This window comes from Actinokineospora guangxiensis, from assembly GCF_042657845.1.
Lineage (GTDB): Bacteria > Actinomycetota > Actinomycetes > Mycobacteriales > Pseudonocardiaceae > Actinokineospora > Actinokineospora guangxiensis.
Window position 1 is genome coordinate 419479 of sequence record NZ_JBHSKF010000002.1, and the last position, 17883, is coordinate 437361.

Consider the following 17883-nt stretch of genomic DNA (forward strand, 5'->3'; position numbering starts at 1 on the left):
AGAACTGGTCACCGGACCCTCCCGGCGGACGCGTCGACCGCGGCGGCCACCTCGGCGACCGTCGTCCACGGTTCGCCGAGGATCTTGGCGACCTGGGTGGCGAAGGCCGGTGAGGAGCCGAGCACCTCGCGGGCGGGGCCGTCGGTGACGATCTCGCCCTCGGCCATGACGATGGCGCGGTCGGCGGTGGTGGCGACGAACTCGACGTCGTGGGTGGCCACGACGATCGCGTGGCCGTCGCGGGCGAGGTCGCGCAGGACGCCCGACAGGGCGGCCTTGGCGGTGTAGTCGAGGCCGCGGGTGGGTTCGTCGAGCAGCATCACGCGGGGGGCCGCGGTCAGCTGGATCGCCAGCACCAGGGCGAGGCGCTGCCCCTCGGACAGGTCGCGCGGGTGCTTGCCCGCGGCGATCCCGGGCGCGATGCGGTCCAGCAGCGCCCGGCAGCGGCCGGGGTCGGCCGCGGACTCGGCGTCGGCGGCGGCGCACTCGGCGCCGACGGTCTCCAGGTACAGCAGGTCGCTCGCGGTCTGCGGGACCAGGCCGACCACCGCGCGGGCCTCGGCGGCCGGGAGCTCCTTCGGATCGACACCCGCCACCCGGACCCGCCCCGAGCGGCGGGGGCCGGAGCCCTGCACCGCCCACAGCAGCGAGGACTTGCCGGAGCCGTTGCGGCCCATCATCGCCAGCACCTCGCCCGCCCGCAGCCGCAGGTCGACCGCGCGCACCGCGACCGTCTGGCCGTAGGTCACCACGACACCGGAGGCGGTCAGGACCTCCGCGCCCGCGTGCGCCTCGGGCTGGGCGGGCGCGGGCAGGTCCGCGCGCAGCGGGCCCGCGAGCCTGCGGGCGTCGCGCACCGACAGCGGCAGCGGGTCCCACCCGGCGAGCTTGCCGAGCTGCACGATCGGCGGTGCGATCGGCATCGTCCGCAGCACGGCGGCGGGCGCGCCGTCCACGACGCCGCCGTCACCGGGCACGTGGACGACGCGGTCGACGAACGGCACGACCCGCTCCATGCGGTGCTCGGCCATGAGCACCGTGGTGCCCAGGTCGTGCACGAGGCGGGCGAGGGTCGCCAGGACGTCCTCGGCGGCGGTCGGGTCCAGCGCCGAGGTCGGCTCGTCCAGGACCAGCACCTTCGGGTGGGTGGTGAGCACCGAGCCGATGGCGACGCGCTGCTGCTGGCCGCCGGAGAGCGTGCGCAGCGGGCGGCGGCGCAGCTCGGCGATGCCGAGCAGGTCCAGGGTCTCCTCGACCCGCCTGCGCATCACCTGGGGGGCGAGGCCGAGCTGCTCCATGCCGTAGGCCAGCTCCTCCTCGACGGTGTCGGTGACGAACCCGGCGAGCGGGTCCTGGCCGACCACCCCGACGAGGTGGGCGAACTCGCGCGGCGGGTGCTCGTCGGTGCGCTGCCCGGCCACCGACACCGCGCCTTCCAGGTGCCCGCCGGTGAAGTGCGGCACCAGGCCGTTCACCGTGCCGAGCAGGGTCGACTTCCCGGCTCCGGTGCGCCCGGCGAAGAGCACCAGCTCGCCCTCGCCGATGCTCAGCGACACGTCGGCGAACACCGGGTCAGGGCGGCCCCGGTACCAGAACGAGACGCCGTCCAGCTCAATCACGCGCGGCCACGCCTTCCACTGTGTCTGCCTTGCCCGTCGCGGCGGTGCCGGTCGGACTGGTGCCGGTCGGACTGGTGCCGGTCAGGTCTGTGTCGATCTGGTCTGTGCCGATCGGGTCGGTCGAGGTCTGCGGCGGCGGCGACAGCACCGCGGGCAGCACCCCCAGCGCCACTCCCACCAGCGGCCCCCACGACAGCAGCGGCCAGCTCAGCGTGATCAAGGACGGGTTGAGGTTGGTCGGGTCCACACTCGACGTCGTGAACATGACGACGGCGACCGCGACACCGCAGCCCGCCACCACCAGCTCGGCGGGCAGCCACCGGTCCGGCCGGTAGCGGCTGCGCAGCACGCGCCGCCCCGCGCTGCGGAACCCGATGAGCGCGACCACCAGGCCCGCGATGAGCACCGGCCCGGCCAGGAAGCGCGGTGTGGTGCCGTCCAGGGTCGCGTAGATCCCCACGCACACCCCGATCAGCCCGACGATCATCAGGGTGCCGGTGACCAGGCGGGCCCGCGCCTCGACCTTGCCCGCCCGGCCGTAGCCGCGGGAGTCCATCGACGCGGCCAGCATCAGCGAGCGGTCGAGCGCGTCGACCAGGACGGGGATGATGACCGCCCGCAGCGCCCGCACCCGCCTGCGCCTGCCCCGGCCCGCGTCGCGTGCGCCGCCGCGCAGCCTGCGGGCGCGGCGTACGCGCAGCACGCTCTCGGCCAGCTGCGGGAACACCGACAGCGCCACCACCACGGCGGTGCCCACCTCGTAGAGGGCCGGTGGCAGCGCTTTGAGCAGCCGCTTGGGATTGGCCAGCGCGTTGGCCGCGCCGAGGCAGATCACCATGGTGGCCAGGCGCAGGCCGTCGTAGAAGCCGCCCAGCACCGACTCGGCGGAGACGTCGCCGAAGAGGCGGATGCCCGCCGCCCACTCCGGCAGCGGGATCTCCGGCAGCCGCAGGACGATCGTGGAGCCCTCGGCGCCGCCGAAGACGATCCGGAAGAACACCCGCAGCGCGACGATCAGCCCGCCCAGCACGAGGTACATCCGGAACGCCAGCGCCCAGGGGGCGTCGGTGCGCCGGGCCACCACGACGTAGCAGGCCACCGCGATGATCGCCAGCAGCAGCCAGGGGTTGGTGGTGCGGCTCGCCGCGACGGCCAGACCCAGCGCCCACACCCACCACGCGCCGGGGTGCAGGTCGCGGGGCAGGAAGTAGGTGGCGAGCGGGCCGATGGCCACTCAGGACTCCCGCTTGCGTCTGCGCGAGACCACGACGGCCCCGCCGAGCAGGGCGAGCACGCCCGCCGCGGCGATCCACGGGGCCACGTCGCTGGCGCCGGACTGCTCCTTGATGACCTCGTTCACGTCCCGCATCGACTCGCCGCCGGTGAAGGCGACGTTGTCGGCGGGGTCCGCGCGCGGCCGGGGCTTGGGCGGGGGAAGCGCGGCACTCGGCTTCTGACCCGGCGATGTGGTCGTCGGCGGGTCGCCGGGGTCCTGCGCGCCGCCCGGCTCGGGCTCCTGGCCGGGTTCGGTGGCCTCGGTGGGCACCGGGGCCGGCGGCGGCGCCACGGGGGCCTGCTCGTTCGGGTCGTCGGTCTCGGGCTTGGCCTCCGGGCGGGTCACGCACGGCCCGCCCTCGGTCCCCGGGCGCACGGGCGCGATCCTCGGGACCGGGTTGGAGTCGGCGGTGGCGTTGAGGGAGAACGACCATCCCTCGAAGCCGCCCGGGACGAAGTCGCGGTTCTTGACCCCCCACTGCGAGTAGTCCCACGCGCAGTTGTTCCCCGAGTGCCAGTAGGACCAGTAGCCGCCCGCGGGCGGGGTGTCGACGCAGTGCTCGCGGTAGTCGCCCTTGCCTTCCACCGGGATGACCTCGACGGCGGAGGGCCGGTTCTCGATGCGGCAGATGAACGCCTCGCCCCACCGCTGGACGCCGGCGATCTGCAAGCCCGCGCCCTTCAGCGCGTCCAGCCCGGTCCCTCGGGTGGAGCGCGGGTTGCAGCGGACGATGGTGGTGCCGCCCAGCTGCTGGAAGTCGATGACGACGGTGACACCGGTGGCGTTCTTGCAGAAGCCCGGATGCCCCTTGGAGTGGTCGACGGCGGCGGCTGGAGACGCGCCGCCGGCGGCCACCACGAGGGTGACCGCCAGCGGGACCAGCGTCCTGGTCAGCCTCATTGCACCGTCAGCGTGGCGATCGCGTACACGGTTCCCCCGGTCCCGGTGGCCCTGATGGTGTACGTGTAGGTGCCCTTGGCGGTCGGGGTGATGTTCTGGGTGCCGCCCGGCATGGTCTTGGCGCCCGTCCACGACCCGCCGCCGGTCGCGGGCGAGACGGCGTGCGCGGCGACGCCGGTCGCATTGCCCGACGTCCAGGTCAGCGACGTGGTCTGGCCGAGGGTGATCTTGCGGTCCAGGTCGTTGACCGAGAGGCCGACGGTGGGGTTGGTGGGGCCGACGGCCGGGTTGGTCGGCGTGACACCGGGCGCCGGGTTGGTGCCGGCGGTGCGGTTCAGGGAGTACGACCAGCCCTCGAACCCGCCGGGGACGACGTTGCGGTTGAGCGCCCCGTAGCTGCTGTAGGTCCAGGTCGAGCCCGCGCCGGTGGCGTGCCAGTAGCCCCAGTACGCCTGGGCGGGCGGCGTCATGACGCACGCTTCCTTGTAGGTGGGGTTGCCGGTGCGCGGGATGTTCTCCGTCGACGACGGCCTGCCCTCCAGGCGGCACACGAAGCCGAGGCCCCACTGGGCCACGCCGGCCACCGAGATGCCCGCGTCCTGCAGCGCCTTGATGCCGGTGCGGTGCGAGCCGGGCACGGGGTTGGGGGAGCAGCGGGTGATCGTCGGCGCGGCGGTGCCGCCGTTGCCGTCCAGCTCCTGGAAGTCGATGACGACCGTGACACCGCTGAGCGCGTCGGCTCCGGTGCAGATCCCGTTGTAGCCCTTGGTGGGATCGATCGCCCCGGCGGGCGAGGCGGCGCTGGTGAGCAGGCCTGCCGCCAGCGCCGCGCCGGACAGGAACGAGAGGGTCTTTCTCATCGGGAGACCGCCTTGGGGTTTCGGAAGGTGTTGCGCAGCAAGAAGAAGAGGACGGCCGCGGTGAGGAGACCGATGCCGGTGCAGGCGAAGGGCGCCCACGGCTTGGCGGTCGCGCTCGACGGGGCGGCGCCTGAACCATCCACAATGGCCGTCGAAACGCCCATGGCCGGGAACACCGGCGCGCCGGGAGCCGAGAGCCAGGACCGTCCCGCGACACCCGCCGCCGCGGCGCGGGCGGATTCCGCGGGCACCCCGGTGACCGAGCCGTCCGGGGCCATCAGCCCGGTGAACGCCTGCTTCGTCGTCCCGACGTCGCGGCCGGTGGCGTTGCGGGCGCCCGCGACCGCGGCGCTGAGCGCCACGTCGGGCTTGCCGTCGGGACCGCGCACCAGGCCGTCCGCGCCGGGCAGGGCGTCGAGGGCGGTGGCGGCGCGGGCGAGGGCGGGGGCGCGCTCGGCCGACCACCCGGCGGGTGCTCCCGCTCCCGGCGCGCGGGGCGGGGTGTTCGCCGGGACGGCGTTGAGCGCCAGGACCGCGACGGCGGTCGCCGCCGGGTCGCTCTCGGCGCACTCGCCCGCGCCGAGCTTCGCCGGGAAGCCGCCGTCGGCGCACTGGGCGGCGATGAGCGCGGCGACCGGCTCGGCCGCGCCGTCGGAGGTCGGGTCGGCGATGGTCGCCAGGGACGCCCAGGCGTGCGCGCGGACCGTGCCGCCGGAGTCGGCGAACTCGCCGGTGTCGGTGAAGCGGCCGTCCGGGGCGCGCAGGGCGGCGAGCGCGTCCCGCAGCGGCGTGAGGACCGAGTCGCCCGCGCGGTGGAACCGGGCGAGGACGATGAGCTTGGCCAGCGGTTCGGCGTAGGCGGCGTCGGCCTTCTCGTAGGGCGCGCCGTGCGCGTAGGCCTTGACCGAGGCGGGGTCCAGCAGGAAGTCGGTCGCGCGGCCGGCGGCTTCCGGCTGCTCGCCGAGGGTGCGCAGGGCCAGCGCCAGATCGGCGGTCGCGTCGTAGTCGACGAAGGTCTCGCCGTTCTGCGTGACCTCGATGTGGTCGCCGCCGATGAGCTGCCCGGCGAGGTGCGCGGCGTGCCTGGCCGCCGGGGTGGCCGCGGGCGGCGGCGGGGGCGGCGCGGTCGTGGGCGGCACCAGTGTCGTGGGCAGACCGGGCCGCGGCGCGGGCGCCCCGGCGCGGGGGCTGCGGCTGGGCCGGGTGGTGGAGGTCGTCGGCTGCTCCCGGGCCGGTGTGGTGGTCGGCGTCGGCTTCTTCGTCGGCTTCGTGGTGGTGGGCGAGGTGGTGGGCGGAGTGGTCGGTTCCTCGCCGCCGCCGGGGACGCGGCCCAGGGCCAGGTCGTAGAAGCCCACCTGGGAGAGCCCGAGGGAGGCTTGCGCGCTCGCTCTGATCCAGGTGTCGACACCGGAGATGCCGGTGCCCTTGGCGTCGCGGTACTGCTGCGGGTTGTAGGCGATCGCGCCGATGTCGCCGGTCAGGCCGGTGTCGGCGTCGGCGGAACCGGCCTGCGCCGAGCGCAGGTACTCCACGCCGCGCCCGATGGCCGCGTCCGAACCCCCCGCCTGGGCGAGCGCCTGCACGATGAGTCCGGTGCTGTTGGTGTTCGGGGCCTCGGTGTTGACGCCGCCGCCCCAGCCGCCTCCGTTGTCCTGGTTGGTTTCCAGCCACGCCACGGTCCTGGCGATGGGAGCGTCCAGACCGGAGGCACCCGCCGCCCGGGCGGCGAGCATCGCCGAGAGGGCGAACCCGGTGGCGTCGCCGTCCGGCGCGGACTGGTCGAACGGCATGCCTTCGTCGCAGGTGGACACCTTGTACCCGTTGGGGGTGACGTGGTCGCCGGTCTCCTCGGTCGGGATGTAGCCGAAGAAGATGCGGAAGTAGCCTTCCGAGCACTGCTGGGTGAGCAGCGTGTCGATGGCGAGCTGGTCGTTCGCGCCCGCCGCGGCGAGCCCGATGACGGCCAGCGACTGGCCGAACATGTTGGCGTCGTTGCTGACGAAGTCGGCGAAGTCGGGGTTCTTGGAGTAGTTGCTGACCCGGCCCCGGTCCGGTCCGGACCGCTTGATCGCGAGCGTGACCTCTTCGACCATGTCGTAGCCGTCGAAGTTGCGCGGGTCGCGGCCGGAGACCTGGGCGGCGACCAGGATCTTGGCCGCCGCGCCGCCGACGATGATCGCGTCGTAGCCCATGTCCGGGACGAGGCCGTCCCAGGTGAAGTAGTCGCTGGCGTGGCCCCGATCGTCGAGGTAGTCGACGATCGGGGCCGCCAGCCGGGCGTTGCCCGACGCGTGCATCGCGTAGAGGACGTCGATCATCAGGCCGTGGTCGGGCAGCGCCGCGCCCAGCGGGTTCTCCAGGGTGCCGTCGGCGCTGAGCTGACCGGCCAACCAGTGCGAGTTGGCCTTGGCTGCCGTGCGGTCGGGTGCGGCGGATGCAGTGCCCGCCAGTCCCGTGGCGGCCAGTGCGGCGGCCACGAGCACGACGGTCGACGCGGCCAGCCGGCGGGCCGCGCCCCGGATCGGGCGCTCCATCTTCCTCGTCCCTAACTGCGAGGGGAGTGCCCGCCGGGTGGCTGGGCCCACCCGTGTGATCGCGACAGCGGTTGGACAGCCCGCCTGTGTGGTAGACCCGACTCGTCACCAGGGTGACCTACGGTTGCGCGACAGTGCCGGAGTTTGACCGGCTTCTCCATCACAGGCGGTAATGCCGTTGTTCAGTTGACGTCCTGCAAACGGGTGGACATTAACACCGAGTTGACGCCGACTGGTACCGCCGGTCGCGTAACGCTGATCTCAGCAGGCCAGGGTGTCCGCGTCGGCGGACGATCCCGCGGAGGTGAGCGTGGCCAGCGGCGTGCCCGGCAGCCCGAGGATCGCCTGGGCTGTCGCCCTCGGGGCGGTGGACTGGTCGAAGCCGGTCGCGTCGTAGGCGATGGCGCCGCGCTGGTCGGCCGCTCCGGCGCAGGTGACGCGCAGGGACAGCACGTACAGGCCGGCCTTCGTCGCGGGAACCAGCTTGCCGCCCGCGCGGAAGGCCTGCCCTGCCAGACCGGTGGTGTTGGTGTTCGGCGCGCCCGAGCCGTCGCCGAAGGCGAGGCCGCCGCCGCTCTGCTGCTTGGACCTCAGCCAGTTCAGCGCCTCGTTGGCGTCGGTGTGGCGCCCGGTGGCGATCAGCGCCTGGGCGACCATGGCCGTGGCGTCGGTGTCGCTGGCGCACGGGGTGACGCCGTAGCTGATCGGGTAGCCGCCGTCCGGGCACTGCGCGTTCGCGGTGAAGTCGACCGCGGACGCGGGCGCGCCCGCCGCGGTGCGGTCCAGGACGATGACCGCCAGCGACTGGGTGAAGGCGTTGCTGTAGTCGCCGAAGGCGGACTGGTCGGAGAAGCGGCCCGACGGGGTGAGCAGCGTGTTCAGCCGCGCGATCAGGTCGACGCCGCCGAAGGAAGCCGGGTTCGCCCCGCGCACCTGCGCGGCGAGGGCGGCCTTCGCGGTGGCGCCCGCGTAGGCCTCGCCGCCGGAGCCGATGTAACCGTTGAGGGTGGCGGGCTGGGCCAGCCAGGTGAGCGCCGCGGCCCCGTGGCCGTTCGCGGTCTTGGCCGAGGCGAAGGCGAGGATCGCGTCGATGGTGAGCCCGGCGTCCGGGTACAGCGTGCCGCCGAAGTCGACCTCGAAGTGGTCGCCGTCGGCCATCTGGCGCGCCAGCCAGCCCGCCGCGGCGTCGGCCGGGCGGTAGGTGGGGGCCGCCGAGGCCGTCGGCGCGAGTGCGACCACGGCACTCAGCGTGGCGACGGCGGTGGCGAGGGAGCGGAGTCTCATGTAGACCTTCCCGGGCACGCGAACCCGGGGCGGGCCACCGGCCCGGCCGCCGACCCCGCGAGCCACGACGGGGGATGGGATGCGCCGCCCAGCGCGGGTGATCGGGCTCGGCTCCGCCGTCGGGCGGAGGCACACCGTTGCGGGTCAGCGCCGGATTCACACCGGACTTCCCCCGTCACAGGGCGGTATTCGGTTGTCGCGGCCAGTCTCGCAGTCCCGTCAATCGACCATATGGACGTGGCATCGCCATCGGCACGTTCAGGGTGGCGTCCGAGGTCTGCGAACTCGATTGGTGGATCGCCAGTCCCGCCTCGCCATCCTCGCGACTACCCTGCCTCTGAGGCTGGCGATCATGGGAGTTGAGCGTTGCGGAGACAGCGGGTGGCTGCGGTCGGGGTGACCGTGGTGAGTATCGGGGTTGCCGTCGTGGTCAACCTGCTGACATCGGACTGGAGTTGGCTGGTCTTCGCGGTGCTGGCGTGCCTGGCGGCGGTGTGGGTGGGCTTGGAAGTCTGGCGGACGCCGCGGTCAGAGCGCAGGCGACCATCGATCGCGGTCCCGGTGGCTGGCGGTTTCGTCGCGCGACCCGAACTCACCGACGAGGTCGTCCGCGCGTTGACCAGGGGAAAGCGCACAGTGGGCATCACCACCGGGCTGGCTGGAGCCGGCGGGTTCGGCAAGACCACTCTCGCCGCACAGGTCATGGAGCATCCGGATGTGCTGCGCCGGTTCGCATCGCGGTACTGGGTCACCGTGGGCCAGGAGGTCAGGGGTGCTGCCCTCGCCGACACAGTAAATGATGTGATCGAACGGGTGAGTGACCGGCCCTCTGGCTTGACCAGTCCGGAGCAGGCAGGCATGCGCCTGGGTGAACTGCTCGCCGGGGCCGGCGCGACCTTGGTGATCGTTGACGATGTGTGGACCGCTGAACAGCTCCGCCCGTTCCTGATCGCCGGTCGACACTGCACTCTGCTGATCACCACCCGTATCCCGGACCTGCTGCCCGCCACCCCCGAAACGGCGACGATCCGGGTCGACCAGATGAACCCGGCTGAGTCCAGGGAACTCCTGGGGACCGGACTGCCCGGACTGCCCGACAGGGTCAGCCTTGCGCTGCTGGAACGCACCGGCCGCTGGCCGCTCGCCCTGCGCCTGGCCAACTCGGCCCTCCGCCGCACTGCCCGGGATGGAGGCGACGTTGTTGAGGCCGCGGATCGGCTCCTACTGCGCCTCGCCGCGATCGGTCCCACGGCGCTGGACGTCACCGATGCCGCAGGCCGTGACCGCACCGTCGCCGCCACCCTTGAGTCCTCACTCGGAGTTCTCGGGGATCGCCGGGAGCGGGCGCTTGACATGGCGATCTTCCCGGAGGATACCGAGATCCCGGTCGACATCGTCGCTGCACTCTGGCGCTCGTCGGCGGACTTCACCGCCGAATCGAGCGCCGACCTGGTTCGGGAGCTGGCCGAGCTGTCGCTCATCACCCGCGAAGGCGACCGAGTCCGCCTGCACGACGTGATCCGGACCTATCTGCGACACGAATGCGGGCCGAACCGCCTGGCCCTGCTGCACGACGGTCTTCTGGCCACCGCGGAAGCCGACCTCCCCGGCCCTTGGTGGACCATGCCGCGGACCTCTTCGACGTACCTGTGGCGCTTCCTCGCCTACCACCTCGACGGGGCGGGCCGTCACGAGGAGCTGGGGGGCCTCGTCACCAGCCCGGACTGGATCATCGGCAGGCTCCGTGGCTTCGGCCCGGTCGCCGTCGCCGAGGACTTGGCCTTCCTCTCCACTCCCGAGGCAGTTGAGCTGGCCCGCTACTTCGACCAGTTCGGCCATCTGCTGATCTCCGGCGACATCGACCACTCGGTCATCAACGCCTTGGCCCACCGATTGCCCGACACCCCTGCTTTCACAGCTCTGCGCGACGCGGCACTGGACGCCGTGGACGACTTGCCCCGCCTGGTTCCCTGGCGGCCGCTCCCCGACGCCCCCGACCCCGCGTTGAGCCGCGTCCTCGCCGGGCACGAGTACGGAGTCGACGACGTCGTCTACTCCCCGGACGGTAGTTGGCTCGCCTCAGCGGCCATCGACGGGCTGCGGGTGTGGGCCCCGGACACTGGACGTCTGCTGCGTCTGGTCGACCTCGGCCCGCACCGCAGGATCACCCGTCCGATGATGCTGTCGCGCGATGGTGCGTTGCTGGCGGTGATGACCAGCAAAGGCGTGATCGTCATGGTCGAGACGGCGACCTGGCAGGTTCGCGGCGCGATTGATCTGGAGGTCGCACCGGACGCCTGCACCCTCTCTGGAGATGGACGCAGGCTTGTGATCGCTGCAGGCACACGGCTACTGGTCGTGGACCTGGAATCGGGAAGAGTCGTTCGGAGTTTCGCCAGCCGAAGTAGGATAAGGCAGTGTCACTTCCTTGACCATCAACGCGTCTTGGTTGCGAATGTGGACAGTATTCAGGTATGGAGCATCGATACTGGTCTAGTTAGCTCCTCGCTCCGTCGTCGCAGTTTCGCCCGCGAATTGGCTGTTGGTCCTGACCTGGCTGTGGTAGCGGTGATAACCTCCAGCGGGGTCGAGATCTGGGATATCGCGAACCTTCGGGTGCCGCCGATCGTTCTCCGTGGTGACGGCAACATGAATGTCGCTGAGTTCACCCCTGATGGGGTGATGCTCGCTGTCGGTTTCGACACCGGGATCATCGCCTTCTGGGACACTTGCACATGGAAGTCCGTCGGTTCGATAGCGGCGCACGGTGGTGCCGTGGAATGTCTTGCGACTTCGCCCCACGGTGATGCGCTGGCGTCGGGAAGCGACGATGACACCGTCCGTCTGTGGAACTCCGCGAGCCTCGCCGCTTCGGCTTCGCAGTCGGCTCTCAACGCGCCGGCCGAGTACTGTGCGTCCGCCACCGACGGAACATGGGTGGCCATCGGAGCCGAGAACTCAGTGGCCATTCATGCCCCTGCGGCCGGTGACGAGGTGGCAAGACTGAACTTGGATGACGGGTACTTTGATTCCCTGCGGCAATTCGACGGGAATCGGCTCTTGATTCCCTGTTTGCGCGGGCTCCACTTGTACCAGCCGGGTGGGTGGCACGCACCCCGGGTGAGCTCGGATGCCTTCGACATCGATGTCGTCGGAGTCGCCGCAGCCGCAGCGGTTGTGTGCTCTCGAGACCCAGATGGTGATCTGGCGATCTGGGACATGTCGACCTGGGACGAACCCCAGTGCTTCACGGTTCGGGAGTCCGGAATTCGTCCCAGGGTCGGACGGGTGCGTGTGCCGCGTCTCTCCGCGCTGGTGCGCAAGCGGCAATCTGCGGAGTTCACGGTTGCGGTGTCGCCGTCTGGCGAGTGGGTGGCTGTGCATTGCGGCCGCTCGATTCACATCATCCACCCGACGGAGTCGATCGCGCCGATCGCTTCGGTGAGGGGCGAGACCGAACTGTCGGTCTCGCCGGATGGCCGCAGCATTCTGGTCAGGGACGAGGAAGGCGCGCGGCGTGTGTCAGCCGAGTCGTGGACAGTGGGCCCGCCGTTCGCCGACCCCGTCTGGGCCGACGCCGCGACCGACGTAGCCTGGTCGCCCGACAGTTCGCTAATCGCGGCCGTATTCGACGACAGGGTGCTCCGGGTACACGACAGTGTCAGCGGTACGACACTTGCCGAGTTCAAACTGGACGGCGAACTCAACGCCTGTACCTGGGTCACCGACGTACAGCTTGTGGTCGTCGGTGTGCGCGGCACGTTCTGGTTTCTCTACGAGCCAGGCGGGCATATCTGAACTTCGAGCGTCAGAGCGGGTTCGCTACACCAGCACATGATCAGCTCAGGAACAGGCACCGGATGAGCCTACCTTGCCCTGGCCCGTTCAGGTCCTGGTGAGCAGTGCCGCGAGGGAGCTGAGGGGGGCCGGTGTGGTGAAGGTGCGCAGGGAGGGGGCGGTCCAGCCCGTGTCGGCGAGGAGGGCGCGGACGTGGGGGATAGCGAGGATGCGGCCACCCGTGGTGACGTAGGGCTGGGCGAGGTCCACGTCAGCGAGGTTGTTGGCGGACGCCACCGCTGTGGCCAAGGCGGAGACGGCTTGGAGGTCGGGGGGGTCGGGGGGCGGTGGGGCCACGGCGGGGGAGAGAGGCGGCGGGGGGAAGGCGGCCATATCGGCGATCTCGGAGAGCGGCAGGGGCGCGTCGGTGGCCGCTGCCGTGACGAGCAGGGACTCCATGGCGCGCAGGAAGCGTTCGGCCGTCTCGGGGGTCATGATGTCGCCGGAGGCGTACAGCGTGGTCACTGTGCAGTCCGACCACTCGCCGATGCGCAGGTAGAAGTCGTCTTCCAGGGCCGCCCAGCCGGTGGGGGCGGCGTTGTGGGTCAGGGTGGAGCGGGTGCCGCCGCGGGTCTTGTCCGGGTACTGCAGGTAGTTGACGGCGGTCGCGAGGCGCAGCGGGGTGGCGCGGCCCGCCGACTCCAGGGCGGTGAGTTCCAGGACCCGGTCGTACTCGGCGTGGGAGTGGTCCATGGCCTCGCCGCAGGACTTGGCCGTGCGGCGGACGATCTCGTCGAAGGCGGGGGTGTCCGAGCAGTCGGTGTGGACGACGACCGGCAGGAACAGGCAGCTCATCAGGTCCGCGTGCAGGGGGAGGTCGCGGTTGCTGGCGTAGGCCAGGAACGGCACCCCGGCGGCGCCGGTGCAGGCCGCCGCGACGGCGGTGAAGGCGGCGGTGTGGACCAGGGAGGGCCAGACCTGGTGGCGGGAGGCCAGTTCGCGGGCGGCGGCCAAGACGGCGGTGGAGGAGGCGGTGACGCTGTGGGCGGGGCCGCCCGCCGGGACGCGGCGCGCCGACCACAGGTCCGACGGGGCCTCGGCGAGCGTTCGCGACCAGTAGTCGGCCGCCCGGTCGGCCGCGGCGCGGCCCGCGGGGGAGGCCTCGTAGGCGGCCAGGTCGACCGGGTGGTGGCGGACGGGGGACAGCCGGACCGGGCGGCGGGCGAGGAGGTCGCCGTGGAGTTCGGCGTACTCGGCGCGCATGCGCTCCAGGCTCCAGTCGTCCACCGCGATGTGGTGGCCGACGAACACCATGAGCGTGGGGACCCCGTCAGTGGTGATCACGGTGGCGCGGATGGGGCCGCGGGCGTCGAGGTCGAAGGGTTCGCTGCCCGCCTTGGCCAGCACCTCCGACGCGGGGACGCCGGGGTGCTCGGTGGTCTCGTGGACGAGGACCGGGACCGGGCCGGGGGGTTCGACGCGTTGGACGGCCCCCTGGCCCGGCACCCACCCGTAGGTGCTGCGCAGCGACTCGTATCGGCGGACCAGCGCGTCCAGCGCCCGGCGCAGGTTCTGCGCGGTCGAGCCCTCCGGCGGGGTGTAGTCGACGGAGAAGTTCAGCTCGTGCCGTGCCGACGGCGGGAGCTGCTGGTGGTCCAGCCAGATGTTGCGCTGACCCCAGGTCAGCGGTGCGGTGCGGTGCGCAGCCATGGTGCTTTCCTTCCTCAGGCGTCCGTCAGCGCGCTGATGCGGGCCGCCAGCTTGCGGACGGTGGCGTCCTCCAGCAGCGCGGTGACCGGGACCGCCACGCGCAGGGCCTTGCGGATGCGGGAGATGAGGTCGATCGAGACGATCGAGTCCCCGCCCAGCTGGTAGAAGTCGTCCTCCACCCCGACGCGGTCCAGGCGCAGCACGGCCGCCCAGAGCCCGGCCAGGGTGGCCTCCAGCGGGGTTCCCGGCTCGACGTAGGGCTGGGCGAGGGTGGGACGCTCCTCCACCGGCCGGTCGTCGTCCTCTGTGGAGTCCGCGGCGCCCGAGCGCACCACCCACTGCTCGTGCCGGGCGGCCACGCAGCCGGTGGAGATCACCAGTCTGCCCAGCTCACCCGCCGCGGCCATGGCCCGCTCGAACACCTCCACGCCCTCGGCCGGGCCCATCTCGAACCCGGCGACCGGCTCGGTCGACTCCGGGTTCTGCCAGGCGTCCCAGTCCACCGAGATCCAGTCGCCGCCGCCCTGGTCGCGGGCGACGAGCGCGTAGGCGTCGAGCGCGGCGTTGCTCGCCGCGTACGGGCCGTAGGTCAGGCCGCCGAGGACCGCCGACAGCGACGACAGCGTGATCCGCGGGCCGCTGACGTTCGGCAGCAGGCGCTGCAGGTGGTGGAAGCCGTGCACCTTCGCCCGCAGGTGCGCCTCGCTCACCGAGCGGTCGAGTTCGTGCGCCACGCCGAAGAAGCGGCCGTCCTGCACACCGGCGGCGTGCACGATCGCGTCCACCGCGCCGAAGCGGGCGCGTGCGGCGGCGACGACCTCCGCCATCGCCGTGCCGTCGGCCACGTCCGCCGACACCGCGAGCACCTCGATGCCCTCGGCCTCCAGCTCCAGCACCCGCCGCACGTACCGGGCGGTCTTGTCGTCGGGCCCGGCCGCGGCGACGAAGTCCGTCCACTCCGCCCTCGGGGGCAGCGGGGAGCGGGTCGTCAGGACCAGGTTGCAGCCCCGGGTCCTGGCCAGGTGCCGCGACAGCAGCAGGCCGACGTTGCCGAGGCCGCCGGTGACCAGGACCGTCGAGCCCGGCTCGATCGGGCTGCTCTCCGGCTCGGCGGCGGGCAGCGGCTGCGGCTCGTAGGAGCGCAGCCAGCGCCGCGCCCCACGCCAGGCCACCGGACCGGCGTGCTCGGTGACCGCCTCGGCCACGACGGCCCTGGCGTCGCCGTCGACATCGACGTGCCTGCACGTCAGCACCGGGTTCTCCTGGGCGAGCACCGGGGCGAGGCCGGTGAGCCCGGCGTGCTCGGGGCAGCGCAGGTCACCGCCTGCCACCTCGACCGCGCCCGCGGTCAGCAGCACCAGGTCGACCGGCTCGCTGCCGCCCGCGGCGTCGAGTGCCGCCGCCAGGGCCAGCACCGAGTGCAGCCCCGCGTCCTGGGCGGCGTCGAACCGGGTGATCTGGTCACTCCCGGCGGGGACGTTCCCCCCGCCCAGCGGGGCGAGCGCGAAGCCGTGCACCACGGTGCGCGGCGCGAACACCTGCGCGCCCATCAGCGCGGCCATGTCCTCGCGGCTGTCCGGGCGGACGGTGAAACCGCCGTCGACCTCGGCGAACTCCGGGCCCGGCCGGACCGCGGTCACGTCGGCGCCGTAGCCGCCGAGCAGCTCGACGACCTGCTCGCCCGTCGGGTCCGCGGTGAACACCAGCCACGGCCCGGCCGCACGCGCCTTCTCGGCGAGGTCGCCGAGCGGGACGTGGCGCTGCCGCCACGACGCCAGGTGCGTCCAGCGGCCCACGTCCGCCGTGCGCCCGGTGTCGGCGGGCGCGGCGGCCGCGGTCTTCGGCCGCTCCACCCAGTAGCGCTTGCGCTGGAACGGGTAGGTCGGCAGCGGCACCCGCAGCGGCGTGCCGCCGCGGTGCAGCGCGGCGAAGTCGAGCCGGGTCCCGCCCTGCCACAGCAGGGCGAGCGCGGCGAGCAGCCACTGCTCGACCGGCTCGTCCTCGAAGGGCTCCAGCACGAACTCCACCGCCCTGCCGTCCTCGCCGGAGCCCGCCGTGCCGAAGTCCGCGCGCAGCCGGTCGGCCAGCGCCTCGGCGCCGGGGTCGGCCACGATCTCCGAGACCCGCACGCCCAGCCGGGTCAGCGCGTCGGCGGTCTCGCGCGCCGCGGTGTAGCCGTCGTGCACGTCGGACTGGGCCCGGCCCGGGGCCTGGTCGCCCTGCGGGACCAGCCTGCCCAGCGCCTCGACGACCTCGCCCCACCGGGACTCGGCCCCGGGTGGGCAGACCCGCAGCGCGACCGGACCGTCCGGGCGCGGCGCCTCGCCGATGAGCCAGCGGCTCTGGTCGTCCAGGGCGTCGAGCGCGTCGGTCTGGTCGCGGCACACCACGGCCCAGCGCAGCAGGAACCCGGTGCGCGACTGCTGGAGCGTGTGGGCGACGTCGGCCAGGTCGAGTTCGGGGTGCTCGACCAGGTGCGCGCGCAGCCGCCCGATCGCGGCGTACAGGGCGTCGAGGTCGCGGGCGGAGAGCACCAGCAGGTGCGGACCGGGCCGGGGGGCGCCCTTCGGACGCTCGGGCGGCTCCTCCAGCACGACGTGCGCGTTGGTGCCGCCGAAGCCGAACGAGCTGACCCCCGCGCGGCGCGGGTGCTGGGCCTGCGGCCACGGCTGCGCCTCGGTGAGCACGCGGAAGCGGTCCTTGGCCGCGGCCAGCGCCGCGTTCGGCGTCTCGAAGTTCGGGGTGCCCGGCAGCGTCTTCTCCCGCAGCGCCATCGACGCCCGGATGAGCCCGGCCACGCCGGAGGCCCGGTCGAGGTGGCCGATGCTGGGCTTGAGCGTGCTCAGCACCGTCGGCACCGCGGGCGGGCGCTGGTAGACGCGGCTCAGCGCGGCCAGCTCGATCGGGTCGCCGAGCTGGGTGCCGGTCATGTGGCACTCCAGGTAGCCGACCGTCTCGGACTTGACGTCGGCCACGCCGAGCGCCAGCTCGACCACCTCGGCCTGCCCGTCGACGCCGGGCGCGGTGTAGCCCGCGCAGGCGCGGCCGTCGTTGTTGACCGCCGAGCCCAGGATCACCGCGTGGATCGGGTCGCCGTCGGCCAGCGCGTCGGTCATCCGCTTCAGCGCGACCACCGCCACGCCGTTGCCCAGCACCGTGCCGCGCGCGGCGGCGTCGAAGCTGCGGATGCGACCGTCCGGGGTGGTGATCGAGCCTTCCTCGTACAGGTAGCCCTGGTGCTGGGGCAGCGCGAGGTAGGCGCCGCCCGCCACGGCCATGTCGCACTCGAAGTTGAGCAGGCTCTGCACCGCCATGTGCGCGGCCACCAGCGACGTCGAGCAGAACGACTGCACCGTGACCGCCGGGCCGCGCAGGTCCAGCTTGTAGCTGAGCATCGAGGCCAGCGAGTCGCGCTCGTTGCCCATGGCCAGCAGCAGCTGCCCGCCGGGCTCGGAGCTGAGCCGGTCGGCGATGTTGAACATGTAGTCCGGGAAGCCGCTGCCCGCGTACACCCCGACCTTGCCGGGCACCTCGGTCGGCACGTAGCCCGCGGCCTCGATGGTCTCCCACGAGCACTCCAGGAACAGCCGGTGCTGCGGGTCCATCGTCTCGGCCTCGCGCCTGCTGAAGCCGAACACGCCCGCGTCGAACAGGTCGATGTCGGCGACCGGCGCGCCGTAGCGCACGTAGTTCGGGTTGGCCAGCAGCGCCGGGTCGATCCCGGCCGCGGTCAGCTCGTCCTCGGTCAGCGGGCGCAGGCCCGGGGTGCCCGCGAGCAGGTTCGCCCACAGCCCCTCCACGTCCGCGGCGCCGGGGAACCGGCCGGACATGCCGACCACCGCCACCGCGGCGTCGTAGTTCGTCTCGCTCACAACGCCGCCTCGCAGTCTCGGTGGCGCCGAACGCGGACGCCACGGGAAAGT

General features: G+C 72.7%; 9 protein-coding genes. 1 reads left to right on the top strand and 8 read right to left on the bottom strand.

The genetic code is table 11. From position 1 onward, the window contains the following. Positions 1–8 precede the first annotated feature (8 nt). The 6 genes from ACFPM7_RS05675 to ACFPM7_RS05700 all read right to left on the bottom strand — a co-directional run bounded on the left by ACFPM7_RS05675 (position 9) and on the right by ACFPM7_RS05700 (position 8473). Positions 9–1619: an ABC transporter ATP-binding protein gene (locus ACFPM7_RS05675; RefSeq protein ID WP_378244551.1), complete on the bottom strand. Its 1611-nt coding sequence runs from the start codon at positions 1617–1619 to the stop codon at positions 9–11. Further along, on the bottom strand, positions 1612–2853 hold the full coding sequence (locus tag ACFPM7_RS05680) for a CbiQ family ECF transporter T component (protein ID WP_378244553.1): 1242 nt from the start codon (positions 2851–2853) through the stop codon (positions 1612–1614). Before ACFPM7_RS05680 ends, ACFPM7_RS05675 begins: the two co-directional genes overlap by 8 nt. Continuing rightward, a complete protein-coding gene (locus tag ACFPM7_RS05685) occupies positions 2854–3795 on the bottom strand; it encodes an LPXTG cell wall anchor domain-containing protein (protein WP_378244555.1) in 942 nt (313 codons plus the stop codon). Further along, the gene (locus ACFPM7_RS05690) at positions 3792–4655 is read right to left on the bottom strand and encodes an ABC transporter substrate-binding protein (RefSeq protein ID WP_378244557.1); all 864 of its coding nucleotides are present in this window, start codon (positions 4653–4655) and stop codon (positions 3792–3794) included. The genes ACFPM7_RS05685 and ACFPM7_RS05690 overlap by 4 nt, the downstream gene beginning before the upstream one ends. After that, positions 4652–7189, bottom strand: coding sequence for a hypothetical protein (locus ACFPM7_RS05695; RefSeq protein ID WP_378244559.1), 2538 nt, complete (start codon positions 7187–7189; stop codon positions 4652–4654). Before ACFPM7_RS05695 ends, ACFPM7_RS05690 begins: the two co-directional genes overlap by 4 nt. Positions 7190–7450: 261 nt before the next feature. Beyond that, complete coding sequence (locus ACFPM7_RS05700; protein ID WP_378244561.1) at positions 7451–8473, bottom strand: peptidase; 1023 nt, start codon at positions 8471–8473, stop codon at positions 7451–7453. A gap of 381 nt (positions 8474–8854) precedes the next feature. Here ACFPM7_RS05700 and ACFPM7_RS05705 point away from each other — a divergent pair, with 381 nt between their 5' ends. After that, entirely contained in the window at positions 8855–12271 is a 3417-nt protein-coding gene (locus ACFPM7_RS05705) for an NB-ARC domain-containing protein (protein ID WP_378244563.1), read from the top strand. Between the two features lie 87 nt (positions 12272–12358). On the opposite strand, the gene ACFPM7_RS05710 is transcribed toward ACFPM7_RS05705, so the two are convergent. Continuing rightward, on the bottom strand, positions 12359–13960 hold the full coding sequence (locus ACFPM7_RS05710) for a condensation domain-containing protein (RefSeq protein WP_378244565.1): 1602 nt from the start codon (positions 13958–13960) through the stop codon (positions 12359–12361). Positions 13961–13974: 14 nt separating this feature from the next. After that, positions 13975–17832 carry an SDR family NAD(P)-dependent oxidoreductase gene (locus tag ACFPM7_RS05715; RefSeq protein ID WP_378244567.1) on the bottom strand — a complete coding sequence of 1286 codons (3858 nt, stop codon included), beginning with the start codon at positions 17830–17832 and terminating at the stop codon, positions 13975–13977. Positions 17833–17883: the final 51 nt, after the last annotated feature.

What these genes read in the sequence shown, in the direction of transcription:
- ACFPM7_RS05685 (WP_378244555.1), bottom strand. Translation starts at nt 3,795, where the DNA reads ATGAGGCTGACCAGGACGCTGGTCCCGCTGGCGGTCACCCTCGTGGTG.
- ACFPM7_RS05690 (WP_378244557.1), bottom strand. Translation starts at nt 4,655, where the DNA reads ATGAGAAAGACCCTCTCGTTCCTGTCCGGCGCGGCGCTGGCGGCAGGC.
- ACFPM7_RS05695 (WP_378244559.1), bottom strand. Translation starts at nt 7,189, where the DNA reads ATGGAGCGCCCGATCCGGGGCGCGGCCCGCCGGCTGGCCGCGTCGACC.
- ACFPM7_RS05700 (WP_378244561.1), bottom strand. Translation starts at nt 8,473, where the DNA reads ATGAGACTCCGCTCCCTCGCCACCGCCGTCGCCACGCTGAGTGCCGTG.
- ACFPM7_RS05710 (WP_378244565.1), bottom strand. Translation starts at nt 13,960, where the DNA reads ATGGCTGCGCACCGCACCGCACCGCTGACCTGGGGTCAGCGCAACATC.